A 25,882-nucleotide genomic window follows, 5' to 3' on the forward strand; every position below is an offset into this window, starting at 1 on the left:
CTCACGGCCGCTCGCTCACGGACGTGACAACCGTCACCCCGGCCCGAACCTTCCCGCGACGACGACGGCGTCCCGCGGGCGCGGGTGGCGCGCGTTCGGTCGTGCGCGGGCACCGGGGGCAAGATGGACCGGTGGAGACCGCGATCCTCTGGCACACCGGGCCGCTCATCGACGACGTCGAGATCGCGCAGGTCCACGACCTCGCCGCGGCGGCGGAGCGGGAGGACGGCGTGGCTCCCCTCTCGGAGCAGCCGCTGCTCAACCTGCGCGAGGCGACCGACGACGTCGTGCACCTCCTCACGTGGCGCGGGGGCGAGCTCGCGGGCTACGCCCAGGTGGACAAGCGCGGGGACGCGCCGAGCGCGGAGCTCGTCGTGCGCCCGGCGCACCGCCGCCACGGCCTCGGGTTCCACCTCCTGGGCAGCGCCGCGGACCGCGCCGTCGAGCCGCGCCCGTCCGAGCGCACCGCGGACGAGCGCGCCACGGACGAGCACGGCCCGGTCGGGGCCGGCACGGACGGCGCGCCCTCCCCCGGCAGGGACGTCCCGCCGCTGCGCGTGTGGGCCCACGGCGACCTGCCCGCGGCGCAGGCCCTCGCCGCGCGGGCGGGGTACGGCGTCGTGCGGGAGCTGCTCGTGCTCGAGCGCCCGCTGGGCGGCCCGGCGGAGCACCCGCGCCCCGCCGTCCCGGCGGGTCTGCGGCTGCGCGCGTTCGTGCCCGGGGACGACGACGCGGCCTGGGTCCGGGCGAACGCGCTCGCGTTCGCGCACCACCCGGAGCAGGGGCGGCTCACGGTCGACGACCTGCGCGCGCGGATGCGCGAGGACTGGTTCGACGCCGCCGGTCTCCTGCTCCTCGAGCGCGACCCGGCGCCCGGCGACGGTGCGCCCGAGCTCGTCGGGTTCGTCTGGACCAAGATCCCGACGGACCAGCCGGACGCCGCGCGCGAGGGCGAGATCTACGTCGTCGGCGTGGTCCCGTCCGCCCAGGGCGAGGGGCTCGGGCGGCTGCTGACCGCCGTCGGGCTCGCGCACCTCGCGGAGCGCGGGGCACGCACGGCGGTGCTCTACGTGGACGGCGACAACGTCCCGGCGGTGCGGACCTACGAGCGGGCGGGATTCGTGCGGCGCGCCGTGCACGTGCAGTACGCCCGGCCCGCCCGCTGACCGCCGCGCCGACCGCGCGGTGACCCGCGTCACGCACCGTTCATCAACTGGTGCCACCATGAACCCATGACCGACACGTCCACGCAGCGCACCCTCGACCCGGACCTCGCCGCGCACATCGCGGAGCACATCGCCGAGGAGCCCGAGATCGAACCGGTCGGTGCGGAGCTCGACCTCGGTCCGCTGCCCGACGACCGGTTCGCCGACCGCGAGCTCAGCTGGCTCGCGTTCAACCAGCGCGTGCTCGAGCTCGCGGAGGACCCGAGCCAGCCGCTCCTGGAGCGCGTGCGGTTCCTCGCGATCTTCGCGTCGAACCTGGACGAGTTCTTCATGGTCCGGGTCGCCGGCCTCAAGCGCCGCATGGCGACGGGCATCGCGGTCACGGCCGCCTCCGGGCTGTCGCCGCGCCAGGTGCTCGACGCGATCAGCGAGCGCGCGCACGAGCTCATGGACCGCCACGCGCGGGTCTTCGCCGACGACGTCCAGCCGGCGCTCGCCGCCGAGGGCATCACGCTCGTCCACTGGGACGAGCTGGAGACGCGCGAGCAGGAGCGCCTGCACAAGTTCTTCCGCAAGCAGATCTTCCCCGTGCTCACGCCGCTCGCCGTCGACCCGGCGCACCCGTTCCCGTACATCTCGGGGCTCTCGCTCAACCTCGCGGTCGTGGTGGCGAACCCGACGACCGGCAAGGAGCACTTCGCGCGCGTCAAGGTGCCGCCGCTGCTGCCCCGGTTCATCGCCGTGGACGCGCGCGGCCGCCCGAGCGCGCCGACGTCGCAGACGGCGTCGCCCGACCGCGGGCCGACGTCGTTCGTGCCGATCGAGGAGGTCATCGCGCAGCACCTCGACCACCTCTTCCCCGGCATGGAGGTGCGCGAGCACCACCTGTTCCGCGTCACGCGCAACGAGGACGTCGAGGTCGAGGAGGACGACGCGGAGAACCTGCTCCAGGCGATGGAGAAGGAGCTGCTGCGCCGCCGGTTCGGCCCGCCCGTGCGCCTCGAGCTCACGCCGGGCATCAGCCCGCGCATCCGCGCGCTGCTCGTGCGCGAGCTCGGTGTCGTCGAGGAGGAGGTGTACGAGATCCCGCTGCCGCTCGACCTCACGGGCCTCAACCTCATCGCCGACCTCGACCGCGCCGACCTGCACTTCCCGCCGTTCGTCCCGACGACGCACCGCCTCCTCGCCGAGGTGGAGAGCTCGTCCCCGACGGACGTGTTCGCCGCGATCCGCGAACGCGACGTCCTGCTGCACCACCCGTACGACTCGTTCTCGACGTCGGTGCAGACGTTCCTCGAGCAGGCGGCGGCCGACCCGGCGGTGCTCGCGATCAAGCAGACGCTGTACCGGACGTCGGGCGACTCGCCGATCGTCGACGCGCTCATCGACGCGGCCGAGGCGGGCAAGCAGGTGCTCGCGCTCGTCGAGATCAAGGCCCGGTTCGACGAGCAGGCCAACATCTCGTGGGCACGCAAGCTCGAGCAGGCGGGCGTGCACGTCGTGTACGGGATCGTCGGGCTCAAGACGCACTGCAAGCTCTCGCTCGTCGTGCGCCAGGAGTCGGACGGCCTGCGCCGCTACTGCCACGTCGGCACCGGGAACTACCACCCGAAGACGGCGCGCCTCTACACCGACCACGGCCTGCTCACGTGCGACCCCGACGTCGGGCAGGACCTCACGCGCCTGTTCAACCAGCTCTCCGGGTACGCGCCGCAGTCGCGGTTCCACCGCCTGCTCGTCGCACCCCGCACCGTACGCTCCGGCCTCGTCGAGCGGATCGACCGCGAGGCGGTCGCCGCGCGCGAGGGCCACGAGGCGTGGGTCAAGATCAAGGTCAACTCCGTCGTCGACGAGACGACGCTGGACGCGCTCTACCGCGCGTCGCAGGCGGGCGTGAAGGTCGACCTCGTGGTGCGCGGCATCTGCGCCGTCCGCCCGGGCGTGCCCGGGCTGAGCGAGAACATCCGCGTGCGCTCGATCCTCGGGCGCTTCCTCGAGCACTCGCGCATCTACGCGTTCGCCAACTCCGCCGGCCCCGCCATCGGTGAGGGGCCGGAGAGCGGCCCGGAGGTGTTCATCGGGTCGGCCGACCTCATGCACCGCAACCTCGACCGCCGCGTCGAGGCGCTCGTGCGCATCACCGACCCCGACCAGGTGATGGAGCTGCTCGACCTGCTCGACGCGTCGATGTCCGAGCGCACCGCGTCGTGGCACCTCGACGCCGACGGCACGTGGCACCGCCCCGACACCGCGCCCGACGGCTCGCCGCTCGTCGACCTCCAGGCCAGCCTCGTCCAGCGACAGCGCCGCCGGCTCGTCGGGAGGCGGTAGCGGATGGGAGTGCCGTCCTCCGCGCTCCGCGGCGGCGTGCCGCTCGTGGACACGCTCGGCCCGACGCACGTGTCGCACGCGCCCGTCATCGAGTCGGCCGGTGCCCTCGTGTGGCGCGTGCGCGACGACGAGCTGCAGGTGCGCCTCGTCCACCGGCCGCGCTACGACGACTGGTCGTGGCCCAAGGGCAAGCTCGACCCGGGCGAGACGTTCCAGGCGGCCGCGGCGCGCGAGGTCGCCGAGGAGACGGGCAAGCCGGTCGTGCTGGGCGTCCCGCTCCCGGGGCTGCAGTACCTCACGCCCGAGGGCCGTGTGAAGCGCGTGCACTACTGGGCCGCCCGCAGGGCGTCGAGCCGGTCCGACGCCGGCGCGCTCGCCGCGCGCGCCCCCGTCCCGCCGGTGTCGCCCCAGGAGATCGACCGCGCCGCGTGGCTCTCCGCGGACGACGCCGCGCGGCGCCTCACGCGGCAGGCCGACCGGGCGCCGCTCGAGGCGCTCGTGCGCGAGCGCGACGAGGGCCGGCTTGCGACGCACGTCGTCGTCATCGCGCGCCACGGCAAGGCCGTGGCGCGGTCGGCGTGGCACGGCGACGAGCAGGACCGCCCGCTCACGCCCGCGGGCCACGCCCAAGGGGTCGCGCTCGTGCCGGTGCTCGCGGCCTACGGCGTCGAGACGATCGTCACGAGCCGGTGGGACCGCTGCGCCCAGACGATCGCGCCCTACGCGACCGCCTCGGGGCTCGCCCCGGTCAGCATCGACCACCTCACCGAGGCGCAGCACGAGCGGTCCCCCGCGCGCGTCGCGCGGACGGTCCGGGAGCTGCTCGAGGCGGAGCGGTCGTCGGTGCTGTGCACGCACCGGCCCGTACTGCCCACGGTGCTCGACGTCCTCGGCCAGCACTCGCGGCGCCCGGTCGCGAACGCCCTGCCCGCGCACGACCCGTTCCTCGAGCCCGGCGAGATGATCGTGGCCCACGTGGCGCGCACACCGAAGGGCCCACGCGTCGTCGCGGCGGAGAAGGTCGCCCCGCCGCTGCACTGAGACCCGCACCGGCGTCCCCGCGCCGCGACGTCCGGACGCACGACGACGCCCCGCCGGCGGCCGCGAGGCCTCCGACGGGGCGCCGTCGTCGTGCGAGGGGACCGGCGTCGCCGGTGCGGGTCAGAGCAGGATGGGGCTGAGGATCCAGTAGACGACGGCCGCGACGAGCGCGGCGGCAGGGATCGTCAGGACCCACGCGGCGCCGATGTTCTTGGCGACGCCCCAGCGCACCGCGGACAGGCGCTTGGTCGCGCCGACGCCCATGATCGCCGAGGTGATGGTGTGGGTCGTCGAGACGGGCGCGTGGAAGATGAACGCGTTGGCGTAGAGCACGACGGCGGACACCGACTCGGCGACGAAGCCGCGCGCCGGGTCGAGCTCGATGATCTTGCGGCCGAGCGTGCGCATGATGCGCCAGCCGCCCGCGTAGGTGCCGAGCGAGATCGCCGTCGCGGCCGACAGCTTGACCCACAGCGGGATCGTGTTGTCGTCCTGGAACCCGCCCGCCACGAGGGCGAGCACGATGACGCCCATCGTCTTCTGCGCGTCCTGCAGACCGTGGCCCAGCGCCATCGCGGCGGCGGAGGCCGTCTGCGCGATCCGGAACCGGCGGAACGCCCGGGCGGGCGCCGCGTTCCGGAACACCCACAGCAGCAGGACCATGAGCGCGAACGCGAGGCCGAAGCCGATCAGCGGCGAGAAGATCATGGGGAGCACGACCTTGTCGAGGATCGCGTCCCAGTGCACCGTGATCCCGGACGCGAGGCCGACGCCCGCGAGGCCGCCGATGATCGCGTGCGTCGACGACGACGGCAGGCCCAGCCACCACGTGATGAGGTTCCACGTGATCGCGCCGACCAGCCCGCACAGGACGATGACGAGACCCTGGTGGGGTGGCACGTCGCCGACGGCGACGATGTCCTCCGCGATGGTCTGCGCCACGGCCGTGCCGAGCAGCGCGCCGATGAGGTTGAACACCGCCGCCATGAGGAGCGCCGCGCGCGGTGTGAGGGCCCGGGTCGACACCGAGGTCGCGATGGCGTTCGCGGCGTCGTGGAACCCGTTGGTGTAGTCGAACGCCAGGGCGAAGGCCACGACGACGACGACGAGCACTGCCTCCACGGGGCTCAGGACTCCTTGAGGGCGATGGTCTCGACCGTGTTGGCGACCTTCTCGAAGGCATCGGCCGCCTGCTCGAGGACCTCCACGATCTCCTTGAGCTTCATGAGGAGGACCGGGTCGGACACGTCGTCGAAGAGCTCGGCGAGCAGCTTGCGGTGGACCTTGTCCGCCTGGTTCTCCAGGCGGTTGACCTCGACCCAGTACTCGGGGAGGTCGTCCATCGAGCGCAGCCGCGGCATCGCCTCGGCCGTGAGCTCCGACGCCCGCTGGAGCACCTGGACCTGCTCGGACACGCGGGCCGGGAGCTCGTCGACCTTGTAGAGGACGATGAGGTCGGCCGCCTCCTCCATGTAGTCCATGCAGTCGTCGAGCGCCGACGCGAGGGCGTAGATGTCGTCCCGGTCGAACGGCGTGACGAACGTCTGGTTGAGGCGTCGCATGATCGAGTGCGTCGCGTCGTCCGCGAGGTGCTCGGTCTCGCTCAGCTGCTTCGCGAGCTGCTTGCGCGTGGGGCGGTCCGCCCCCAGCAGCTCCGCGAGGAGCGTGGACCCTGTGACCAGGTGCTGCGCCGAGGCGGCGAGGAGGTCGAAGAACGAGGTGTCGCGCGGTGTCAGGCGCAGGCGCACGGGGGGCTCCGGAAGGGACGCGGGGTAGGGGTCTGAGCTGGCGTCGGCCGCGGGGGCCGCTCGACCGCCGGGGGGACCGGACGGCCGGGGTGGTCACGATCTCTGGTCGGATGATCTCTCGGTGAACGCACGTCGAACTCTCGTCAAATGTAGCCGACGCGCGGAGCGATGCTGGAATCGTCGGGCCCAAGGTCCCGGATGCTCAGGACACCCACAGCCTGCGCCCGGCCTCGTCGCCGGTGCGGCCACCGCGCCCGCGCACCGCACGAGAGGCGGCGCGCGGTGGGCGCGAGGGGGAAGTAGTGACGCCGGACCGGGAGCGCCTCTCGGCGCGTGGCCGCTCGTAGCGGCTGAGTGTGGAGCCCGGGGCTACCGCGGCCCGGCGTCGAGATCCATCGTACGTGCCGCACCCCGCTCGGGGTACCCGTGTTCGCGCTCCGCGAGACCGCCCCCGCCCGCCGTGCGGGCGCGCCGCCGATCCCGCACCCTCGCGCCCGCGGGGTCCCGACGGGCCCGACCAGGTGGCTCCGGTCGGTCGAGCAGGCGGTCCGGGCGCGTCAGGTCGCACGGACGCGCCAGGTCCGCCTGCTCGGCGACGACCGGGGCTCCGCAGCGGGGAGGAGCGCGCGCTCAGTCGAGGCGGTCGGCGCGCCAGAGCTCGGCGGCGTGCTCGAGCTCCTGGGCGGTCCGCAGCAGCGAGCCCGCGCCCCGGGTCGTGCGCAGGGCGCCGTCGGGGTCGGCGACCTCGCGCGCGTCGGCGTCGAACGCGGCGCCGGTGGCGAGGATGCGGCAGAACGAGCCCGCGCGCTCGAGCGCGACGGCGAGGTCGCCGGTGAAGACGCCCGACAGCACCGCGTCGGCGAGGTCGCGCACGTCCTGCGGGCCTGGCGGCCGGGGCACGCCCGCGATGGCCTCGTGGACGGGCGCCGCGTCGACGCCGAGCCGGTAGCGGAGGGTGACGGTCTGCGGGTCCCGGCGCACCCACTCGCGCAGCACGTAGAGCCGCCAGAGCGCCCCCGGCAGCGAGTTGGGCGCGGCGTCGGACCACAGGCCGGCCACGACGTCGAGGCCCTCGGTCTCGACGAGGTGGACGAGCCGCTCGACGACCTCCGGGTCCTCGGTGTCGCGGGCGCGGTGGACGATGGCGTGCGCGGTGGTGTGCGCGACCCGGTCGCGGAGCGCGGGGTCGAGCTCTCCGGGCAGCTCGTCGGCGTCGCGCGGGTCGAGCATGGCGGGGCGCCGCGGGCGCTGCGTGCGGTCGGACCGACCGGGGTCGGGCCGGGCTCCGGGGGTGGGGACGTCGTCTGGCACCCGCCCAGTCTCCACCCGGCGCCGGGACGCCCGCAGCCTCCGGGCGCCGCTCGGGGCCCCACCTCGTTCACCGCGCCACGGTCGGGACCCCGCCCTACAGTGACGACAGAGGGACGACAGGAGCTGCCACCGGCTCCGGAACGGAGCGGAGGGCGAGATGTCGAGCAGCGGCGCAGCAGGTCAGAGGACCGTGAGCGAGCGGAGCGCCCATCGGAAGGCGATCGGTCTCGCCGTCGCCGCCGCGGTCGGCGGCTTCCTCTTCGGGTTCGACAGCTCGGTCATCAACGGCGCCGTCGCGGCGATCGAGGGACAGTTCGACCTCGACTCCGCGGTGACGGGGCTCGTCGTCGCGATCGCCCTGCTCGGCTGCGCGCTCGGCGCGTGGTCGGGCGGCCGCCTCGCCGACCGGTGGGGCCGCACGCGCGTCATGGTGTTCGGCGCCGTCCTGTTCTTCGTCTCCTCGATCCTCTCGGCGATCGCGTGGTCAGCCTTCGACCTGGCCATCTGGCGGTTCATGGCGGGCGTCGGCATCGGTATCGCGTCGGTCATCGCGCCCGCGTACATCGCGGAGATCGCGCCGGCCCGGCTGCGCGGCCGCATGGGCTCGCTGCAGCAGCTCGCCATCACGATCGGCATCTTCGCCGCGCTGCTCTCCGACCAGCTCCTCGCGGAGACCGCGGGCGGCGCGTCCAACGAGCTGTGGCTCGGGTGGGAGGCGTGGCGCTGGATGTTCCTCGTCTGCGTCGTCCCCGCGGCGGTCTACGGCATCCTCGCCCTGCGCATCCCCGAGTCGCCCCGGTACCTGGTGGCGAAGGGCCGGGACGACGAGGCGCGCGCCGTGCTCGAGTCGGTGCTCGGGCCGGAGGAGGACGTCGACGACCGCATCGCGCAGATCCACCGCTCGATCGTCGTCGACGAGAAGAACGCGCAGGAGGGCACGCTCCGGGGGTCGACGTTCGGCCTCAAGCCGATCGTGTGGGTCGGCATCCTGCTCTCGGTGTTCCAGCAGTTCGTCGGCATCAACGCGATCTTCTACTACTCCACGACGTTGTGGCAGACCGTCGGCTTCGACGAGAGCCAGTCGTTCCTGTTCTCCACGATCACCGCCGTGACCAACGTGGCGGTGACGTTCGTCGCCATCGTCCTGGTCGACAGGGTGGGCCGACGGCCGATCCTCCTCGTCGGCTCCGCGGGCATGACCGTCTCGCTCGCCGTGATGGCGTTCGCGTTCACCCAGTCGAGCGGGAGCGGCGACAACATCTCGCTGCCCGACCCCTGGGGGCCGATCGCCCTGGTCGCGGCGAACGCCTTCGTCGTGTTCTTCGGCGCCTCCTGGGGGCCGCTGGTCTGGGTCCTGCTCGGCGAGATGTTCCCGAACCGCATCCGTGCCGCCGCGCTCGGCGTCGCGGCGATGGCTCAGTGGCTCGCCAACTTCACCGTCACGATCGCCTTCAAGCCCGCCCTCGACACGTTCGGCGCCTCCGTCCCGTACACCGCGTTCGCCGTCTTCGCGGCGCTGTCCTTCGTCTTCGTCCTCGCGAAGGTCCCCGAGACGAAGGGCGTCGAGCTGGAGGACATGGGCGAGCAGCCCTCGGGCCGCTCCGCGCACTGACGGCCACCTCTGGGTCGTCACCGAGCCCGGCCCTCCCCTCGCCGCCAGGACGAGGGAAGGGCCCGGGCTCCGTCGTTCCCGCCACCAGCTCTGCCTGCCGGGAATTCCTTGCCCCACACAATGGTTGCTGAAAGCAACTTCGCGGAGTATGCTTGCCTGCAGCAACCAAGGAGTGCCTGTGCCTGTGACCGCCCTTCCCGCGACCGACGTCGCGCACCCCGGACTCACCCCCGACCCGTCCCCCGCGGCGGGACTCGTCCGCGCGCTCGACGACCTGGCGCGCGCCCAGCGGGAGTCCGCCGTCCGGATCGCCCGCGACCTCGACATGCCGCGGGCGTCGTTCGGCCTGCTCCGGATGCTCCAGCACTGCGGCCCCGTCCAGCTCGGGGACGTCGCGGCGAAGCTCCGGGTCGACCTCTCCGTCGCGAGCCGCCAGGTGAGCCACCTGGTCGACGCGGGCCTCGTGCGCCGCACGGTGGACGACGACGACCGGCGGGCCCGGACCGTCGAGCTCACCGAGGCGGGCCGCGCGCTCCTGGTGCGGGCGTACGAGCACATCGACGTCCTCGCCGCGACGACGTTCGCGGACTGGGGCGACGAGGAGATCGTCGAGGCCACGCGCCACATCGAGCGCGTCGCCGCGGCGGTCGTCGCGGTCCACGACTCCCCCCGCGCCGCCGGGTGACCGACGACGTCCGGCGGCCCTGCGCCGTCGGGCCCGCGCCCCGACCACCGGCCGCACCGCGGACCGGCCCCCGACCACCTGACACCGCCCCCCGACACGTGCGCCCCGCCCCGGCCTCGTGAGCAAGGAACCCAGCGCCTGATGACCAGCACCCCCGCAGAACGCACCGCACCGCCCGGCAGCGCCGGAGCCTCCGCACCGATGACCCGCCGCGAGGTCATGGAGTCCCTCTCCGGGATCCTCCTCGGCATGTTCGTCGCGATCCTCGCGAGCTCGATCGTCTCGAGCTCCCTCCCGAAGATCGTCAGCGACCTCGACGGCTCGCAGTCGTCGTACACGTGGGTCGTCACCTCGACCCTCCTCGCCATGACGATCTCGACCCCCATCTGGGGCAAGCTCGCCGACCTCACCAACCGCAAGGTCCTCATCCAGATCGCGCTCGTCGTCGCGGTCGTGTCCTCCGCGCTCGCGGGGCTCTCGCAGAACGTCGGCACCCTCATCGCGCTGCGCGCGTTCCAGGGCATCGGCGCCGGTGGCCTCATGGCGCTCGCCACGGTGCTCATCACCGACATCATCTCGCCGCGCGAGCGCGGCAAGTTCATGGGCCTCATGGGCGGCATCATGGCCGTCAGCCAGATCGGCGGGCCCCTCCTCGGCGGCGTGCTCACCGACGCCGTGAGCTGGCGCCTCAACTTCTTCGTCGGCCTGCCGTTCGCCATCGCCGCGATCGTCGTCCTCCAGCGCACGCTGCACCTGCCGAAGGTCGCGCGCCGCGTCGTCCGGATCGACTACTGGGGCGCGATCCTCATCAGCGCCGGCGTGTCCTCGCTCCTGCTGTGGGTGACGTTCGCCGGGCAGAACTTCGAGTGGCTCTCGTGGCAGACCTTCGCGATGGTCGGCGGCGCGGTCGTCGCGCTCGTCGGTGCCGTGCTCGTCGAGCGCGTCACGCCCGAGCCGCTCATCCCGCTGCACCTGTTCAAGAACCGCACGTTCGTCCTCGCGGTCGTCGCGTCCGTCGCGGTCGGCGTCGCGATGTTCGGGACCGCCGTGTTCCTCAGCCAGTACATGCAGGTCGCGCGGGGCAAGACGCCGACCGAGTCCGGCCTCCTCACGATCCCGATGATCGTCGGCACGTTCGTCGCGTCGACCCTCTTCGGCCAGCTCATCACGCGCTACGGCCGCTACAAGGCCTTCATGGTCACCGGTGGTGCGATCCTCGTCGCGTCGCTCTTCGCGCTGTCGACGATCGACTACCACACGAGCTTCACGCTGATCAGCGTCTACCTGTTCTTCCTCGGCGTGAGCATGGGCATGCTCATGCAGAACCTCGTGCTCGCCGTGCAGAACACGCTCGCCGTGGAGGAGATGGGCGCCGGGACCTCGACCGTCGCGTTCTTCCGCAGCCTCGGCGGCGCGATCGGCGTGTCCGTGCTCGGCGCGGTGCTCGCGAACAAGGTCACGACGTCGATCCAGGACGGCCTCACCCAGCTCGGCGTGCCGGCCGGCTCGATGGGCGGCGGCAACGCCGTGCCCGACGTCTCGACCCTGCCCGCGCCGATCAAGGACCTCGTCGAGAAGTCCTACGGCGACGGGATCGCCGAGATCTTCCTCGTCGCGGTGCCGCTCGCGCTCGTCGCGCTCATCGCCGTGTCGTTCCTCAAGGAGGTGCCGCTCGGCACCAAGACCGGCCTCCAGGAGCGCCTCGAGAAGGAGGCGGCCCTGCTCGGCGCGGACGCCCCCGTCGACGCGACCCCCGGTCGCGTGACCCTCGCGGAGGAGACGGAGTCCACGCTGCTCGGCGCCTACGAGCCCGCGGGCGTGGTCGACGACGAGGCGACCGCGCGCCGGTCGCGCTGACGTCGGCGTCCCCGCCGCACGGGGGCACCGCCGACACACCCCGAGGGGGTGGTCCCGGACCGTCCGGGACCACCCCCTCGGTCGTGCGCGGGGAGCTCCCGTCGCCCCGTGCGGGTGAGGTTCCGGGGAGGAAGGTGACCGGGCCGTGCCCTTCGCGCCATGATGGCCCTGTGCCCCCCGAGACCGCTCCGGCCCGCCCCGCTCCCGACACCGCGCACGTCGACGACGACGCGTACGTCGACCTCGAACGCGAGCTGCGGATCCTGCTGCGCCGCGCCGGCGCGGTCGCCACGGGCATGGCCCGCCGGATCCATCCCGACCTGGAGGCGAGCGCCTACCCGCTGCTCGCCCACATCGCCGACCACCCCGGCGTCCGCGGCTCGGAGCTCGCGGCGCAGTTCGGCGTGGGGCGCGCGACGATCTCCCGCCAGCTCAGCCGCCTGCACGACCTCGGCCTCGTCGCGCGCGAGGTCGACCCCGACGACTCGCGCGGGCAGCTCATCACCCTGACGCCCGACGGCGAGGCGCGGCTCCACGCGGCGCACAGCGGGCGGGTCACGTCGATCACCGAGGCGCTGGAGGGCTGGGACCAGCGCGACGTCGCGACGCTCGCGACGCTCCTGCACCGGTACTCCGAGGACGTCGTGCGCTGGGCCGCCAACCGGTGACCCTGGCCCCCGGCGCGGCATGACCGTGCCCGACGGCGCCCGCCCGCCCCACGACGCCCCGCGCGGCCGCGGGGTGGCCCGGGTCCGACGGCGGCCCGTCGTCGCGCTCGTCCTCGCGCTCGTCGTGGTGGCGGGACTCGTCGTCGCGACGCGTGTCCCCGACCCGTGGGGCGACGTCGGCGGCGACGTGCTCTACGCCGTCGCGACCTTCGTCCTCGTGGTCCTCGTGGCGCCGCGCGTGCGCCCGCTCGTGGCGGGCGCCGTCGCGCTGGGGTGGTGCTGGGCGGTCGAGGCGCTCCAGGCGACGGGCGTCGCCGCCGCCGTGAACGACGCGGTCCCGCCCGCGGCGTGGCTGCTGGGCAGCACGTTCGCGGTGCGGGACCTGGTCTGCTATCTGGTGGGCGTGGCGCTCGCGTGCGTGGTCGACGCGGGCGTCGGCGCCCGGTCGGCTACTCCGCGCCGGCCTCGAACGTCAGGCTGACCGAGTTCATGCAGAACCGGTCGCCCGTCGGGGTCTGGGGCGCGTCGTCGAACACGTGGCCCAGGTGCGAGCCGCAGCGCGCGCAGCGCACCTCGGTGCGCACCATGCCGTGGCTGCGGTCGGTGAGCAGCTCGACGCGGTCGCCCGCGAGCGGGCTGAAGAAGCTCGGCCACCCGCAGTGCGAGTCGAACTTCGTGTCGGAGCGGAAGAGCTCGTTCCCGCACGCGCGACACGCGTAGACGCCGACGCGCTTCTCGTCGAGCAGCTCGCCCGTCCACGCGCGCTCGGTCCCGGCCTGCCGCAGCACGGCGTACTCCTGCGGGGACAGCTCGGCGCGCCACTCGTCGTCGGTCTTCACGACCTCGTAGGGCTGGTTCTCGTGGGTCTGGCTGGTCATGATCCACCTCCGACGGTCCCAACCACGCCGACCGCTCCCGTGTTCCCGCCCCGCCTCACCCGCTGAGCGCAGAAAAAGCCGCGGCCGAACCGGTTCGACCGCGACTCTTTCCTGCACTCAGCGTGGGGGGCGTCAGCGCGGGCTGGAGGTCGAGTAGACGGTGCTCGACCCGCCGGCGGGGCGCTGCGCACGGCCGCGGCCGCCACGGCGGCGGCCGCCGCCCTGGCCTGCTGCGCCGTTCCCGGCGCCCGAGGTGCCGCGGCCGTCCCGGGCGCCCTCGGGGCGACCCGCGCCCGTCGCGCGCTGCACGGGGCGCTGACCGCCCTGGCCGCGCGACGCCGTCGTGCCCTGGCCCGCGGGCTGCGCGGCCGGGCGTGCGCCGCCCTGGCCGCCACGGCCACGGCGCGACGCGCGCGACCCGCCGTTGGACGAGCCCGTGCCGCGCTTCGCCTGCGTCTGCGGCGGCGTGATGTCGGACGGGCGCACGTACTCCGCGACCTCGCCGACGAGCCCCTTGATCGTCGCGTCGCCCGGGGCGACGGGCTGCGGCTGCGCGGTGATCTTCGCCTTGCGCGTGAGGTCGCGCACGTCGCCGCGCTGCTCCGGGAGCATGACGGTGACGACGACGCCCTCCGACCCGGCGCGGGCGGTACGGCCCGAGCGGTGCAGGTACGCCTTGTGCTCCGCCGGCGGGTCGACGTGCACGACGAGCTCCACGTCGTCGACGTGGATGCCGCGCGCCGCGATGTCCGTGGCGACGAGCACCTTGACCGCGCCCGACGAGAACGCCTCGAGGTTGCGCTCGCGCGCGCCCTGGCCGAGGTTGCCGTGCAGGTCGACGGCGGGCACGCCCGCCGCGGTGAGCTGCTTCGCGAGCTTCTTCGCCTGGTGCTTGGTGCGCATGAACAGCACGCGACGGCCCGTGCCCGAGGCGAGCTCGTGCACGATCTGCTTCTTCGCGTCCGCGTCGCGCACCGCGAGGATGTGGTGCGTCATCTGCGGGGGCGCGGCCGCGGCGTCGTCCACCGAGTGGCGCACCGGGTTGCTGAGGTAGCGCTTGACCAGCTGGTCGACGCCGTTGTCCAGCGTCGCGGAGAACAGCATGCGCTGCCCCTGCTTCGGCGTCTTGTCCATGATGCGCTTCACGCCGGGCAGGAACCCGAGGTCGGCCATGTGGTCGGCCTCGTCGAGCACGGTGATCTCGATGCCGTCGAGCGTGAGCAGGCGCTGGTTGAGGAGGTCCTCCAGGCGGCCCGGGCACGCGATGACGATGTCGGCGCCCTTGTCGAGCGCGGCGACCTGGCGCGACTGCGCGACGCCGCCGAAGATCGTCGTCGTCACGAGCCCGAGCGCCTTGGCGACCGGCTCCATCGTGGCGTTGATCTGGTTGGCGAGCTCGCGCGTCGGGCACAGCACGAGCGCACGGGGCCGGCGCGGGTGGCGCGACGACTTCGCCCACGACAGGCGGGCGACGGTGGGCAGCGAGAACGCGAGCGTCTTGCCGGAGCCGGTGCGGCCGCGGCCGAGGACGTCACGGCCCTTCAGCGAGTCGGGCAGCGTGGCGGTCTGGATGGGGAACGGGGAGTCGATGCCCTGGCGCGAGAGCTCGCGCACGACAGGGGTGGGCAGGCCGAAGTCGGCAAAGGAAGTCACAGGTGATGGGCCTCTCGGGGCTCAAGGTCGGGGTCCGCCGCACGCAATCCGGGGGGATCTCCACGACGCCGGGCGCGCGGGATCGCGCTGCCCTCGAACGTCCAGTGTCTCATGCCCGACGACGGGCGGCCGGGTGAGGTGCGTCTCGGCACCCTCGGGCACAGGGCCCTGTGGTGGAATGTCGCGCGTGCACGCCCTGGCGAACGCCCTCACCGTCCTGCCCGCCCTCCCCCGCGGCGGGGTCGCGGGAGCGCCCGCCGACGCCTCCACCGCGGGCAGTGACGTCGCCGCGTCCGTGGGGGACGTCGTCGGGCAGGTGTGGCAGGCCGCGACGACGCCCGTCCCTCCCCCGGCGGCCGCCGTGGTCGTCGCGATGGGCGCCCTCGCGCTCGTCGTCGTGCTCGTCACGCCCGTGTGGCGCGTGGCCCGGCACGTCGTGACCATCGCGCACGAGGCGTCGCACGCGATCGCGGCCCTGCTGACGGGCCGCAGGCTCGCGGGCATCCGCCTGCACTCCGACACGTCGGGGCTCACCGTCTCGTCCGGGCGCCCCCGCGGGTTCGGCATGGTCCTGACCGCGTTCATGGGATATGTCGGCCCCGGCCTCATCGGCCTGGGGGCGGCCGCGCTGCTCCGCCAGGGGTACGCCGTCGGGCTGCTGTGGCTGCTCGTCGTGCTGCTCGCCCTCATGCTGCTGCAGATCCGCAACTGGTTCGGGCTCTGGTCCGTGCTGGTCACCGGCGCCGCGCTCGTCGGGGTGTCGTGGTGGGCGACGCCGCCCGTGCAGAGCGCCGTCGCCTACGCCGTGACGTGGTTCCTGCTGCTGGGCGCCGTGCGGCCGGTGCTGGAGCTGCAGTCCGAGCGGTCGCGCGGCCGGGCGAGCACCTCCGACGCCGACATCCTCGCGCGCCTCACCCGCCTGCCCGGCCTTTTCTGGGTCGGGGTGTTCCTCGTCGTGACGGTCGGCGCCGCCGTGCTCGGCGGGTCGTGGATCGTCGGGCCCGCCGCCTGACCCTCGCGTACCGGTCGCACCCCGGTCGAGCGGGCCTCGCAGGCCGGTCGAGACACGACGACGGGCCGCCCGCCGGAGCGAGCGGCCCGTCGTGGGACCGAGGACGCGCCTGGAGGAGGAGGACGCGTCGTCGAGATGGTCCGGCGCGAGCGCCGGGAACGTCCCGTCAGCCCTGCGGCGTCAGGACGAACGCCGGTCCCTGCGCGTTCGGGTCCGTGTCGAGCGTGAGGTTCGCGAGGGTCGGGGCCGTGGCGGACTCCACGAACACCTTCGCCTCGCCGTTCTCCACGACCGTGTCGTCGGGCTGCGGGGCGGGGACGAGCGCGAGCTCGAAGCTGCCCGCCTGGTCCGCCGACTCGGCGATCCGCAGACCGCCTCCCTCGGGGACGCCGGCCTGGGTCTGCAGGTCGTGGACAGCGGAACGGGCGTTGTCGGTCAGGGTAAGCACGAGAGCTCCTCTCGTCGCCGGGCGGAACCTGCGGGACACGTCCGTGCGGCCCACGCCTGGCCGGCGTGACCTGCCGTCGGTGCACCCTCCCGCGGGCTCCTCGGTCTTCTCCACCGAAACAAGAACCGCCGACCGTCGCAAGCGAAACGCCCGGTTCTCACCAAATTTCTCACGGAGCAAGACCGCGGGTGACACGTCGTGGAGCGCCGCATAGGGTGCGCGCCCGCCGGGGGTCGCGGTCTGAGATCGGCACCCGCTACCGGGGTCGGCACGTACTGCCGCGTTCGGCACGTACTGCCGCGTTCGGCACGTTCTGCCGCGTTCGGCAGTCGCACGTGCCGATCTGCGTCGGGACTGCCGAACTCGGTCGGGACTGCCTAACTCGGTCGGGACTGCCGAACTCGGTCGGGACTGCCGACGGCGGGGCGCGGGTAGCCTGTGCGTGGACGCCACCGGCGTCCGGGGCCTCTAGCTCAATCGGCAGAGCTGCGGACTTTTAATCCGTAGGTTGTGGGTTCGAACCCCACGGGGCCCACCTCCTGACCCGCGGACGCCCCGGCACCCGTCAGGCGCCGTCGAGCGCAGCGACGACGAGCCCGAGGGCCACGGCCGCCAGGGCGAGGGGCCAGCCCCAGCCGGCGAGCGAACGACGCAGCCGCGGGTCCTGCGTCACCACGTAGGCCGAGCGCAGGAGCACTGCGGCCAGCAGCCCCGTGACCAGGGCGAGCAGCAGCAAGACGTCGACGAGCACGCGCGCACTCTCTCACGACGCGGCTCGGCGGACGGCCACACCCCCGTCGGCACCGGTCAGCGCCCGCGCGCAGGGTCGGGTCGGGTCAGCAGACGCTCAGGCCGTGAACGTCGCCCAGACGGTCTTGACGTCGTCAGTCCGGTACCAGCCGACGTCGAGCGAGAGCTGGCGGGCCATGTGCAGGCCGACGCCGCCTGCGCCGGGGATGCGGCGTCCGGCGTAGACGGGCTCGGTGGACACGTCGTGGTCGGCGACCTCGAGGAGGAAACGGTCGCCGCTGCGGGCGAGGCGCACGATCGTCGGGGGCAGGCCGTGGCGCAGCGCGTTGGTCGCGAGCTCCGAGGCGATGAGGACGAGCTTGTCCGGCGTGGACGAGAGCCGACCGGTCGACGGGACGCCCTGGCTCTCGAGCGTCGCCACGAGGCCGGCGCGCAGCGCGGAGAGCTCCTCCGTCGTGGAGAGCACCCACTCCTCCACGAGCTGGTACTCCTCGGGCGGCATCGACGTGATGAGGTCGGCGTCGTCGAGGGGGACGTCGATCAGGCTCTGGTCGTCCACGCGGGGGTACCTCCAGCGGCTTGAAGGAGCGGAGCGGCCACCCTGACACGCGAACCCCCGGCCCGCACCCCGTCCCGCCCGGCTCACCGGGAGCCCGCCGGCCCGGCCACCGGGACCGGACTGGTCAGCGGCCCGACGCCGTGCGTTCATCCCCCGTTGGTTGCGCGCGGGACGGGTGCGGCCGGACCGTCGGACCATGGCGATCGAGGACGAGGACCGCGAGATCGACGTCGTGGTGGAGCGGGTCAGCACGCGATTCCCGGACGTGCCGGTGGACGACGTCCGCGAGCAGGTGCTCGCGGAGCTGGGCCGGTACCAGGCCGCGCACGTGCGCGACTTCGTGCCGGTGCTGGTGGAGAACGCGGTGATGGACGTGCTGCGCTCGGGCGAGCGGGCGCACCGGCCGCCCCGCGGGAGCGTGCACCGCGACCGATGAGTCCGGGTGTGGGCGGCCGTCGGTACGTTCGCGGCGGGTCGATCGACCTGCCCCGACGACGAGGAGCTCGCATGTCCTTCCAGGCCTATCTCGACGCGGTCGAGGACAAGACCGGTCTGACCCCGCGCCAGCTGGTCGACCTCGCGCACGAGCGCGGGTTCGACGAGACGACGAAGGCGACCCCGATCCTCGAGTGGCTCCGGGACGACTACGGCCTGGGCCGCGGGCACGGCATGGCGATGGTCCACGTCATCACGAAGGGCCCGCAGATCTCGTCGAAGCACGTGGGGTCGGTCGGCTCGCACCGCGACGACTCCGACACGCTGTGGCTCGACGGCAAGGCGACCCGGCCGGCCTGACACCCGGCACGGCCGTCCCCCGGCCCGCACGCCGGTGCCCGACGACGTCCCGGGAGCGGGCGTCGTCGGGCACCGGGGCGCGGGGCGGCTCAGGCGACGGGCGCGGTCAGAGCGTCCAGCGCTGGGCGTCGGTCTGGTTGCAGGTCCAGAGCTGGACCTTCTGGCCGTCGCGCAGGGGTGCGCCGCCCTGGGCGTCGAGGCACTTGCCGGACTGCGGGTTGCGCAGCGCCTTGGTCGCAGAGTCGTACGTCCACTTCTGCGCGCCCGTGCCGTTGCACGTGTAGATCCACACGGCGGTGCCGTCGGCCGTCCCGCTGCGCGCGACGTCGAGGCACTTGCCGAGGGCGCGCACCGTCCCGTCGGTGCCGCGCGTCCACTGCTGCGCCGCGTTGCCGCTGCAGGTGGCGAGCTGGACCTGGTTGGTGTCGGTCGGGTCGGCCCACGGGACGTCGAGGCACAACGTGCTCCCGATGCGGAGCGCACCCGTCCCGGTGGGCAGACCGCCGGGGGTGCCCGGCTGCTCGGTGCTGCCGCCGTTCCCGATGGGTGTCGCCGTGCCGGTGAACGGGTCGAGCTTGATGTACGCCGCCTGGGGGTTGCCGTCGTGGACGAGCGACTCGTGCGCGCCGACGTCGTCGAACGCGAACGCGTACGCCTTGCCGTTCGCCATCTGCTGGTGCGCGAGCTTCGCGTAGACGTTGGTGCGGGCGTCCTGGTAGAAGCCGGCGCTGCTCGCGTCCGGCTGGTTCGGGTTGGTCAGTGCCGTGGTGCGGACGAGCGCGGCGCACAGGGTGCGGGCGATCGGCCCGACGACGTGGTCGTTGGGCGCCTGGAGGTCCTTGTGGCACCCGTACACGCTCGACGCGTCGGGCTTCTTGAAGGCGGCGACCTCCTGCCCGGACCCGTTCCTGAAGCGGAACCAGTCGCCGTCGACCCGGCCGCGGAACCGCGTGCCGGGCTCGTGGGAGAACGGCGTGACGACCATGTCGCGCGTGCGGTACGAGTTCCACACCTCGGTGACGTAGGAGTCGATCGAGGCCGACGAGATCTTCCCGACGTCGATCCCGTGCGACGGGTTGAGCGCGCGCAGGCGGCTCCCGTCGGGCGCGCGCTGCACGAGCCCGCCCCACCCCGCGCTCTCGAGGGCCGTGTAGAACGCCTCGTAGCCGTTCGGCTTGAGCATGCCCGTGCTGAGGACCTGCCCGTCGGCGCGCTGGACGCCCACCTGGTACGGCGCGGACCAGTGGTCCACCTGCGTGCTGTTGATCCACAGGCCGCCGTCGTTGAGCGTGTACTCGGTCCAGTTGAAGAGGATGTTCCGGTTGGGGTCGGAGTCGTTCTGGACGGCGGGCTGGACGAGCCGCCCGTCGAGCACGATCTGGAACGTCATCTTCTGGCCGTACGAGTAGTAGACGCGCCCGGACAGCTTCGGGAGCCGGATCGTCACGGACTGGCCGGGGCCGGGGCCCGCGATGGACGCGTCGGGTGCCGGGACGGGCACGGGCCCGACCCCGCCGGGCCACGGGTGGAACGTGCCGCCCGCGTCCGCCCAGCCGGCGACGCCGTCGCGCTCGCCGAGGACGTACAGGTAGATCGGCCCCCTGCCCGAGTCGTTGGTGATCGTCAGCGGGATGGTCGCGGGGACTGCGCTCGCGGGCGCCGCCACGCCGACCAGCGCCCCGCTCACCGCGAGGACCGCGGCGCACAGCGCGGCCCACGCTCGTCTGCTGCTGTTCTTCCTGTCGTGAGGCATACGGGATCTGCTCCTGTTCGGTTGCTCCGTCGAAACCGGTCGCCGGACCGTTCCGGCGACAGCGTTGCCACAGGAGGTGTGGAAGCGCTGCCACGACCGTAACGGACAGCGGCCCGCGACGCCAGGGAGCGCTCCCCGGAGTTCGGTGCGGCGTGCTGGGGGCCATGGATCGACGCCGCGGCCCTCCCTCCGTGCGCGGCCCCGGGAGGCAGCCGGTCGCCCGTAGACTCGAACGAGTGCAGTGCCACCACTACGACGCCGGCCGGTGCCGGTCGTGCACCCTCCTCGACCTCGCGTACCCCGCGCAGGTCACCGGCAAGCAGGAGCACTGCGCCGAGCTCCTCACCCCGCTCGCGCCGGACCTCACCTGGCTGCCCACGGTCGAGTCCGCCGAGTCCGGCTTCCGCAACAAGGCGAAGATGGTCGTCACCGGCACCACCGACGCCCCGGTGCTCGGGATCCTCGCGGAGGGCGGCGGCGTCGACCTCACCGACTGCCCGCTCTACCCGCCCGCGCTCCAGGCGTCGTTCCCCGCGCTCGCGGCGTTCGTCACGCGCGCGCGGCTCGTCCCCTACGACGTCCGCACCCGGCGTGGCGAGCTCAAGTACGTCCTCGTCACCCTCTCCCCCGACGGCGACCTCATGGCGCGGTTCGTCCTGCGTTCCACCGAGTCCGTGCCACGGGTCCGCAAGCACCTGCCGGCCCTCCTCGACGCTCTCCCGTCGCTGCGCGTCGTGTCCGTGAACCTGCACCCCGAGCACAAGGCCGTCGTCGAGGGCGAGACCGAGATCGTGCTCACCGAGGCCGAGACGCTGCGCATGCACGTCAACGGGATCGACCTCCACCTGCGCCCGCAGAGCTTCTTCCAGACCAACACCGACGTCGCCGCGGCCCTCTACCGCCAGGGCCGGGCCTGGGTGGACGACGCCGCACCCGCCACGGTCTGGGACCTCTACTGCGGCGTGGGCGGGTTCGCGCTGCACGTCGCGGGGCCCGGTCGCGACGTCGTCGGCGTCGAGACGAGCGCCGAGGCCGTCGCGAGCGCACGGCTCACCGCGCGCGACGCCGGGCTCGACCGCACGACCTTCCTCGCCGAGGACGCGACCGCGTTCGCCCTCTCACGGCAGGACGTGCCTGACCTCGTCGTCGTGAACCCGCCGCGGCGCGGCATCGGGGAGTCGCTCAGCACCTGGCTGGAGCGGTCCGGCGTCGGGCACGTCGTCTACTCGAGCTGCAACGCGACGACGCTTGCCCGCGACCTGGCCCTCATGCCGTCGCTCCGACCGCGGGAGGCGCGCGTGCTCGACATGTTCCCGCAGACGTCGCACTACGAGGTCGCGGTCCTGCTCGAGCGCGCCTGACCGCGCCCGGCGTCCGCGAGCGCCGCGCGGCTCAGGGGCGCTCCCCCGCGCGTCGGGACGCCTCGACGGCCGCGGACTCGACGCGCGCGCGGTAGGCGACCCACTCGTCGTCGTCCAGCGCGGGCAGGTTGCCCCGCCCGTCGCCCGCCGCGCCGTCGACGAGCTCGCGCACGATGTCGGCGTGCCCGGCGTGGTGCGCCACCTCCGCGAGCACGTGCACGAGCACCTGGTGGAGCGTGACGTCCCGGTTCTCCGGGCGCCACCACGGCACGTGCCCGGGTGCGTCGAGGTCGAGCGACGCCACGGTCGCGTCGCACAGCTCCGACGACCGGCGGAAGAGCCTCAGGATCTCCTCCCGGCTCTCGTCCGCCGTGGCCCACATGTCGGCGTTCACCTCCGCGCCGTCGGCGAACCAGGGCAGGTCGAGGTCGTGCGTGCCGCCGAACGCCTCGTGCAGGTAGCCGAGCTGCACGCTGCCCACGTGCTTCACCAGGCCCAGGATGTTCGTGCCGGTGCGCGTGAGCGGACGGCGCACGTCGTACTCGCTCAGCCCCTCCGCCTTGGCGAGCAGCGCGTCGCGCTCCCGGCTCAGGTACCGCAGCAGCGTCGCCTTGGGGTCGTGGCCCGGTGCCGTCCTCGTGCTCATCCACCGGACGTTACCGACGCCCTCCCACGCCGGTGCCAGACTCCCCTCATGGCCACCGTGCACGCAGAGATCACCGACCGGCTGGCGACGTTCGTCCTCGCGCAGCCGGTGTTCTTCGTCGGCACCGCGCCGCTCGCGGCGGACGGTCACGTCAACGTCTCGCCCAAGGGCATGGCGGGGACGTTCGTCGTCCTCGACGCCCACCGGGTGGCCTACCTCGACTACACGGGCTCGGGCGCGGAGACGGCCGCGCACCTGCGCGAGAACGGGCGGATCGTCGTGATGTTCTGCGCGTTCGAGGGGCCGCCCAACATCGTCCGCTTCCACGGGAGCGGGCGGTACGTCGAGGCCGGCACCCCGGAGTTCGAGGCGCTGCGCCCCGCGTTCGCGAAGGAGCGCGAGCTCGGCCAGCGCGGGATCGTCGTCGTCGACGTCGAGCGCGTCTCCGACTCGTGCGGATTCTCCGTGCCGCACATGGACTTCGTCGCGGACCGGGACGTCCTGGACCGGTCGCACGAGCGCCGCTCGCCGGAGTACTTCGAGACGTACTGGCGCGAGCGCAACGCCGCGAGCCTCGACGGCCTCCCGGCGATCGGCGACGGCCCCCGCACCGTGGAGGCCACGACGCCACCGGAATCCCTCGGGCGCTGACGCCTCACGGCCGGCTCCTGGGTGCGTGCGTTTCCGAGAGCCCGAGAGCCCGCTGCGCGAGCATGGGCGCATCCCCCAGTCAGGCCCTACCGGGCCTCTACCTCGCCGAGGCAGGGCCCCGGTTCGTGAGAGAGCCCTGGCCCCGCGAGGCAGAGGCGGGTTCTCGCGAGGTAGAGCCCGGGTCCGCGAGGTAGAGGCCTGGTCCCGCGGAGTAGAAGCCCGGTCCCGCGAGGTAGAGGCCTGGTCCCGCGAGGGAGGACGCTCGATCTCACGAGGAGGGCCGCTCGTCCGCCGTCGCGGCGAGGTAGGCCCTCCCGCGCGGCGAGAGGCGGTACCCGACGTCGAGGCTCTCGGTGAGGCCGAGCTCCTTGAGCCGACGCACGCGCACCTTGAAGTCGTCGCGGGCCATGCCGAGCCCGGCCGCGAGCTCGCGGGCGACGACGCCCTCGTGCGCGCCGATCAGCTCGAGGTACCGGCGCGTCCACGGCTCCGCGGCGGCCCGGTCCTTCCGCGCGAGCGCGGTGCGAAGCTGCTCGACGGCGTCCGCGTCGAGGTCCGCGTCCTCCCGCAGCACGGCGCGCGGGTCCGGGCCGGCGAGCCGCAGGCCCACGCGGTAGAGGTCGCCCTCGCGCCCGGCGCCCCGAGCGAGCACACGCTCGGGCGAGGTCATCCCCGCGAGGCGGGCCTCGTCGTCGGACACGACGGGCGCGCCGTCCGGACCGACGGGCACGCGCTCGACCGACGTCACCTCGACGACGCCCACCCGCGTGCGCTGGAGCGTCCCGACGCGAACGCGCGGCGTCGTCCAGCGGCGGAACGTCAGCGTCACCGTCCCGTCCTGGAGGCCGCGCAGCGTGCGGGCGTCGAGGAGCACGTTCCGAGCGTACGACCACGCCGCCACGCCCTCCCGAGGGAGAGCGCGGCCGGTGAGGTAGAGCCGAGGTCACGACCAGGGCTCTACCTCGGCCCACCAGGGCTCTACCTCGCGCGACCAGGGCTCTACCTCGCGCGACCAGGGCTCTACCTCGGCCCACCGGGGCTCTACCTCGCGCGACCAGGGCTCTACCTCGCGAGCCCGCGCGACCGCGGCTCTACCTCGGCAGGGCAGGCGGGTCAGGCGAGCTCGGGGCGGCGGGCGACGGTGAGGACGTGGGTGTCGGGCCAGTCGACGGGCTCGCCGGTCGTGGCGTCGTGCAGGGCGGCGACGGGCGCGAACGCGTGCTCGACGACCCACTCGTTGCGCCACGCCCCGCTCCCCGGCTCGAGCTCGAACCCGGCGGCGGTGAGGAGGTCGGCCCACCGGGGGCCGGTGAGGTCGCAGAAGCGCTCGTGGCTCTCGGACAGCCAGTTGTCGACGTAGTCCTTGCGCGTGAGGAACTCCATCGCCTCGCGCAGCGTGAGCCGCCACGACCCGGGGCGCACGCGCTCGGGCCGGAAGTCGGCCCCGGAGAGGCGCGGGAAGTCGTACGCGAACTGGACGAGCCGCGCGTCGGTCGAGAGTGCCCCGACCCACGCCGCGACGTCCGCGCGCGCGAGGTCGTCGAGGTCCGTGCGCGCGCCGCCGGGCCCGTCGCCGGTCGCGGGGGCGCCGTCGTCGGTCCGCAGCGTGAGCACGATGACCCGGTCCGGCTCCGCGGGGCCGCACACGTCCGAGTTGATCCACACGCCGCCGGGCCGCGTGTGCGCGTGGACGCGGCGCGCGAACGTCTCGACGTCGCGCACGCCGTCCCCGTACGACGACACCTCGTGCGTGAGCGCGACGGTGAGGGTCGTGTCGACGGAGGCGTCGGGCATCACGGACCGGTCGAGGATGTTCGCCTGCACGAACCACACGTGCGGGTTCGCGAACACGCCCTGCGCCTTCTTGTGCTCGGCCTCCGCGACGAGGTGCCGCGCGACGTCGACGCCGAACAGGTCCGACTCGTGCAGGCGCGGCTCGCGCGCCACGTGCTCCAGGAGGCCGCCCGTCGCACACCCGATGTCGACGATCCGGCCGGGCCGCACGTGCGGGGCGACCTGGGCCCACTTGCGCGCCGACGCGTCCTCGAACGCGGCGGCGTACGTGCGGTAGTCGCGCGTCGAGGTGAGGTCGCCGTCGCCGGACACGACCGGGTCGGCGAAGATCCGCCGGACGTCCTCGACGAACCGGTAGCGCGCGAAGAACTCCGGCACGGCGGGGTGCGCGACGTCGCGCCAGCGCTCGTCCCCCGCGGCGATCTGCTCGACGACGTCCCACGGCCGCGCGGGGAGGTCGCCGCCCCGCTCGGCGGCGTCGAGCTCGACCCCCGCGACCCGGTAGCCGAGCGCGCGGTAGGCGTCGACGAGCGCGGGCGTCGAGCACGCGACGACGGTGTCGGCGGGGTCGGGCGCGACGCCGGTCGCGGTCGCGACGCTCGTCACGACGAGGTGGGCGAAGCGGTCGTCGGGCGCGACGTCGGGCACGGGCACGACGACGGACGCGAGGCCCTCCCGGGTCGTGACGTTCTCGACGAGCGCCTCGCGCCGGTGCCCGGGCAGCGGGTTGCGGCGGGTGCCCGCGTGGTTGGCGGACGTCACGACCCAGACGACCTCCACGTCGGGGGCGCAGCGCACGCGCCGACCGTCGAGGTCGTGCACGAGCCCGGCGCGCAGCGCCCGGAGGTAGTCGACCTGGTAGCGCGTGACGACGTGGTGGCGGCCGGGGAAGAGGATGCGGCGCACGGGCGGGCCGTCGGCGGGGAGGGGCACCCGCACACGGTGCGGCCAGGCGGCACCCGGGCGCAACCCGTCTCACGTCTCGGGCCGACAGCCGCAGTCCTGGGCGCCACCCGTCTCACGTCTCGGGCGGCCAGACGCAGCACCCGGCGGGCCGGCGGTGGGGACGCGGCCGCTCACGAGGCGCGGAACGGCGCGGTTCCGCGGGTCCGGGCACGCGTCCGCGCCGCGCGACACGCCCGACCTGGACGGCCGTCCACGAT

The 25,882-nt window shown here is 73.8% G+C and carries 25 protein-coding genes and 1 tRNA gene; 14 read left to right on the forward strand and 12 right to left on the reverse strand.

Features of this window, described 5'->3' with window-relative positions; genetic code table 11:
* Positions 1-131 precede the first annotated feature (131 nt).
* The 3 genes from mshD to ACPCUX_RS15345 all read left to right on the forward strand — a co-directional run bounded on the left by mshD (position 132) and on the right by ACPCUX_RS15345 (position 4,538).
* Positions 132-1,166 carry a mycothiol synthase gene (mshD, locus tag ACPCUX_RS15335; RefSeq protein ID WP_423389108.1) on the forward strand — a complete coding sequence of 345 codons (1,035 nt, stop codon included), beginning with the start codon at positions 132-134 and terminating at the stop codon, positions 1,164-1,166.
* 66 nt (positions 1,167-1,232) lie between these two features.
* Positions 1,233-3,497, forward strand: a complete 2,265-nt coding sequence (locus ACPCUX_RS15340; protein ID WP_085386554.1) for an RNA degradosome polyphosphate kinase — start codon at positions 1,233-1,235, stop codon at positions 3,495-3,497.
* A gap of 3 nt (positions 3,498-3,500) precedes the next feature.
* Positions 3,501-4,538 (forward strand): NUDIX hydrolase, encoded by a 1,038-nt coding sequence (locus ACPCUX_RS15345; RefSeq protein WP_389299976.1) that lies wholly within the window; start codon positions 3,501-3,503, stop codon positions 4,536-4,538.
* A gap of 120 nt (positions 4,539-4,658) precedes the next feature.
* Here ACPCUX_RS15345 and ACPCUX_RS15350 read toward each other — a convergent pair whose 3' ends face one another.
* The 3 genes from ACPCUX_RS15350 to ACPCUX_RS15360 all read right to left on the reverse strand — a co-directional run bounded on the left by ACPCUX_RS15350 (position 4,659) and on the right by ACPCUX_RS15360 (position 7,516).
* Positions 4,659-5,660, reverse strand: a complete 1,002-nt coding sequence (locus ACPCUX_RS15350) for an inorganic phosphate transporter (protein WP_021482998.1) — start codon at positions 5,658-5,660, stop codon at positions 4,659-4,661.
* Between the two features lie 5 nt (positions 5,661-5,665).
* Positions 5,666-6,286: a DUF47 domain-containing protein gene (locus ACPCUX_RS15355; protein ID WP_021482999.1), complete on the reverse strand. Its 621-nt coding sequence runs from the start codon at positions 6,284-6,286 to the stop codon at positions 5,666-5,668.
* 630 nt (positions 6,287-6,916) lie between these two features.
* Positions 6,917-7,516, reverse strand: coding sequence for a hypothetical protein (locus ACPCUX_RS15360; protein ID WP_043655142.1), 600 nt, complete (start codon positions 7,514-7,516; stop codon positions 6,917-6,919).
* A gap of 238 nt (positions 7,517-7,754) precedes the next feature.
* Between ACPCUX_RS15360 and ACPCUX_RS15365 the strand changes: the two genes are divergently transcribed.
* From ACPCUX_RS15365 to ACPCUX_RS15385, 5 genes are all read left to right on the forward strand, one after another.
* Entirely contained in the window at positions 7,755-9,209 is a 1,455-nt protein-coding gene (locus ACPCUX_RS15365) for a sugar porter family MFS transporter (RefSeq protein ID WP_423389109.1), read from the forward strand.
* Between the two features lie 184 nt (positions 9,210-9,393).
* Complete coding sequence (locus ACPCUX_RS15370; RefSeq protein WP_051028182.1) at positions 9,394-9,894, forward strand: MarR family winged helix-turn-helix transcriptional regulator; 501 nt, start codon at positions 9,394-9,396, stop codon at positions 9,892-9,894.
* Between the two features lie 141 nt (positions 9,895-10,035).
* Positions 10,036-11,751, forward strand: coding sequence for an MDR family MFS transporter (locus ACPCUX_RS15375; protein ID WP_423389110.1), 1,716 nt, complete (start codon positions 10,036-10,038; stop codon positions 11,749-11,751).
* A gap of 170 nt (positions 11,752-11,921) precedes the next feature.
* Positions 11,922-12,419 carry a MarR family winged helix-turn-helix transcriptional regulator gene (locus ACPCUX_RS15380; RefSeq protein ID WP_034652516.1) on the forward strand — a complete coding sequence of 166 codons (498 nt, stop codon included), beginning with the start codon at positions 11,922-11,924 and terminating at the stop codon, positions 12,417-12,419.
* 19 nt (positions 12,420-12,438) lie between these two features.
* Complete coding sequence (locus ACPCUX_RS15385; RefSeq protein WP_241769894.1) at positions 12,439-12,900, forward strand: DUF2809 domain-containing protein; 462 nt, start codon at positions 12,439-12,441, stop codon at positions 12,898-12,900.
* On the opposite strand, the gene msrB is transcribed toward ACPCUX_RS15385, so the two are convergent.
* Together msrB and ACPCUX_RS15395 are read right to left on the reverse strand one after the other, a co-directional pair.
* Complete coding sequence (msrB, locus tag ACPCUX_RS15390) at positions 12,869-13,297, reverse strand: peptide-methionine (R)-S-oxide reductase MsrB (RefSeq protein ID WP_034652513.1); 429 nt, start codon at positions 13,295-13,297, stop codon at positions 12,869-12,871. The genes ACPCUX_RS15385 and msrB overlap by 32 nt on opposite strands.
* A 132-nt stretch (positions 13,298-13,429) precedes the next feature.
* Positions 13,430-14,950 (reverse strand): DEAD/DEAH box helicase, encoded by a 1,521-nt coding sequence (locus ACPCUX_RS15395; protein ID WP_137279713.1) that lies wholly within the window; start codon positions 14,948-14,950, stop codon positions 13,430-13,432.
* A 295-nt stretch (positions 14,951-15,245) separates the two neighbouring features.
* Between ACPCUX_RS15395 and ACPCUX_RS15400 the strand changes: the two genes are divergently transcribed.
* Positions 15,246-15,962, forward strand: a complete 717-nt coding sequence (locus tag ACPCUX_RS15400; RefSeq protein ID WP_423389128.1) for a M50 family metallopeptidase — start codon at positions 15,246-15,248, stop codon at positions 15,960-15,962.
* A gap of 166 nt (positions 15,963-16,128) precedes the next feature.
* Here ACPCUX_RS15400 and ACPCUX_RS15405 read toward each other — a convergent pair whose 3' ends face one another.
* On the reverse strand, positions 16,129-16,410 hold the full coding sequence (locus ACPCUX_RS15405) for a HesB/IscA family protein (protein ID WP_061266560.1): 282 nt from the start codon (positions 16,408-16,410) through the stop codon (positions 16,129-16,131).
* Positions 16,411-16,872: 462 nt separating this feature from the next.
* On the opposite strand from ACPCUX_RS15405, the gene ACPCUX_RS15410 reads away from it, so the two are divergent.
* Positions 16,873-16,945: transfer RNA gene (locus ACPCUX_RS15410), tRNA-Lys, on the forward strand.
* A gap of 30 nt (positions 16,946-16,975) precedes the next feature.
* Here ACPCUX_RS15410 and ACPCUX_RS15415 read toward each other — a convergent pair.
* The gene (locus ACPCUX_RS15415; protein ID WP_114553134.1) at positions 16,976-17,161 is read right to left on the reverse strand and encodes a hypothetical protein; all 186 of its coding nucleotides are present in this window, start codon (positions 17,159-17,161) and stop codon (positions 16,976-16,978) included.
* Positions 17,162-17,257: 96 nt separating this feature from the next.
* Positions 17,258-17,719: an ATP-binding protein gene (locus ACPCUX_RS15420; protein ID WP_171467435.1), complete on the reverse strand. Its 462-nt coding sequence runs from the start codon at positions 17,717-17,719 to the stop codon at positions 17,258-17,260.
* Positions 17,720-17,915: 196 nt separating this feature from the next.
* Between ACPCUX_RS15420 and ACPCUX_RS15425 the strand changes: the two genes are divergently transcribed.
* Both ACPCUX_RS15425 and ACPCUX_RS15430 read left to right on the forward strand, forming a co-directional pair.
* Complete coding sequence (locus ACPCUX_RS15425) at positions 17,916-18,155, forward strand: three-helix bundle dimerization domain-containing protein (protein WP_114553135.1); 240 nt, start codon at positions 17,916-17,918, stop codon at positions 18,153-18,155.
* A 71-nt stretch (positions 18,156-18,226) separates the two neighbouring features.
* Positions 18,227-18,514: a DUF4287 domain-containing protein gene (locus tag ACPCUX_RS15430; RefSeq protein ID WP_114553136.1), complete on the forward strand. Its 288-nt coding sequence runs from the start codon at positions 18,227-18,229 to the stop codon at positions 18,512-18,514.
* 106 nt (positions 18,515-18,620) lie between these two features.
* On the opposite strand, the gene ACPCUX_RS15435 is transcribed toward ACPCUX_RS15430, so the two are convergent.
* Positions 18,621-20,267 (reverse strand): glucan endo-1,3-beta-glucosidase, encoded by a 1,647-nt coding sequence (locus ACPCUX_RS15435; protein WP_423389111.1) that lies wholly within the window; start codon positions 20,265-20,267, stop codon positions 18,621-18,623.
* A 236-nt stretch (positions 20,268-20,503) separates the two neighbouring features.
* On the opposite strand from ACPCUX_RS15435, the gene rlmC reads away from it, so the two are divergent.
* On the forward strand, positions 20,504-21,628 hold the full coding sequence (gene rlmC, locus ACPCUX_RS15440) for a 23S rRNA (uracil(747)-C(5))-methyltransferase RlmC (RefSeq protein ID WP_034651278.1): 1,125 nt from the start codon (positions 20,504-20,506) through the stop codon (positions 21,626-21,628).
* Between the two features lie 31 nt (positions 21,629-21,659).
* Here the strand turns inward: rlmC and ACPCUX_RS15445 are convergent, their stop codons facing one another.
* Positions 21,660-22,274: a DinB family protein gene (locus ACPCUX_RS15445; protein WP_043655055.1), complete on the reverse strand. Its 615-nt coding sequence runs from the start codon at positions 22,272-22,274 to the stop codon at positions 21,660-21,662.
* Between the two features lie 48 nt (positions 22,275-22,322).
* Between ACPCUX_RS15445 and ACPCUX_RS15450 the strand changes: the two genes are divergently transcribed.
* Positions 22,323-22,925 carry a pyridoxamine 5'-phosphate oxidase family protein gene (locus ACPCUX_RS15450; protein ID WP_137279718.1) on the forward strand — a complete coding sequence of 201 codons (603 nt, stop codon included), beginning with the start codon at positions 22,323-22,325 and terminating at the stop codon, positions 22,923-22,925.
* A gap of 268 nt (positions 22,926-23,193) precedes the next feature.
* On the opposite strand, the gene ACPCUX_RS15455 is transcribed toward ACPCUX_RS15450, so the two are convergent.
* Both ACPCUX_RS15455 and ACPCUX_RS15460 read right to left on the reverse strand, forming a co-directional pair.
* Complete coding sequence (locus ACPCUX_RS15455) at positions 23,194-23,799, reverse strand: ASCH domain-containing protein (RefSeq protein WP_423389112.1); 606 nt, start codon at positions 23,797-23,799, stop codon at positions 23,194-23,196.
* Positions 23,800-24,038: 239 nt separating this feature from the next.
* Positions 24,039-25,652 carry a class I SAM-dependent methyltransferase gene (locus tag ACPCUX_RS15460; protein WP_423389113.1) on the reverse strand — a complete coding sequence of 538 codons (1,614 nt, stop codon included), beginning with the start codon at positions 25,650-25,652 and terminating at the stop codon, positions 24,039-24,041.
* Between the last annotated feature and the right edge of the window lie 230 nt (positions 25,653-25,882).

The organism is Cellulosimicrobium sp. AB352 (assembly GCF_049538415.1).
Taxonomy (GTDB): domain Bacteria; phylum Actinomycetota; class Actinomycetes; order Actinomycetales; family Cellulomonadaceae; genus Cellulosimicrobium; species Cellulosimicrobium funkei.

Bases quoted from the DNA above. Each gene is read 5' to 3' on its own strand.
- ACPCUX_RS15340 (WP_085386554.1), top strand. From the start codon at position 1,233: ATGACCGACACGTCCACGCAGCGCACCCTCGACCCGGACCTCGCCGCG.
- ACPCUX_RS15345 (WP_389299976.1), top strand. From the start codon at position 3,501: ATGGGAGTGCCGTCCTCCGCGCTCCGCGGCGGCGTGCCGCTCGTGGAC.
- ACPCUX_RS15360 (WP_043655142.1), bottom strand. From the start codon at position 7,516: ATGCTCGACCCGCGCGACGCCGACGAGCTGCCCGGAGAGCTCGACCCC.
- ACPCUX_RS15365 (WP_423389109.1), top strand. From the start codon at position 7,755: ATGTCGAGCAGCGGCGCAGCAGGTCAGAGGACCGTGAGCGAGCGGAGC.
- ACPCUX_RS15375 (WP_423389110.1), top strand. From the start codon at position 10,036: ATGACCAGCACCCCCGCAGAACGCACCGCACCGCCCGGCAGCGCCGGA.
- ACPCUX_RS15385 (WP_241769894.1), top strand. From the start codon at position 12,439: ATGACCGTGCCCGACGGCGCCCGCCCGCCCCACGACGCCCCGCGCGGC.
- msrB (WP_034652513.1), bottom strand. From the start codon at position 13,297: ATGACCAGCCAGACCCACGAGAACCAGCCCTACGAGGTCGTGAAGACC.
- ACPCUX_RS15425 (WP_114553135.1), top strand. From the start codon at position 17,916: ATGGCGATCGAGGACGAGGACCGCGAGATCGACGTCGTGGTGGAGCGG.
- ACPCUX_RS15430 (WP_114553136.1), top strand. From the start codon at position 18,227: ATGTCCTTCCAGGCCTATCTCGACGCGGTCGAGGACAAGACCGGTCTG.
- ACPCUX_RS15435 (WP_423389111.1), bottom strand. From the start codon at position 20,267: ATGCCTCACGACAGGAAGAACAGCAGCAGACGAGCGTGGGCCGCGCTG.
- ACPCUX_RS15445 (WP_043655055.1), bottom strand. From the start codon at position 22,274: ATGAGCACGAGGACGGCACCGGGCCACGACCCCAAGGCGACGCTGCTG.
- ACPCUX_RS15450 (WP_137279718.1), top strand. From the start codon at position 22,323: ATGGCCACCGTGCACGCAGAGATCACCGACCGGCTGGCGACGTTCGTC.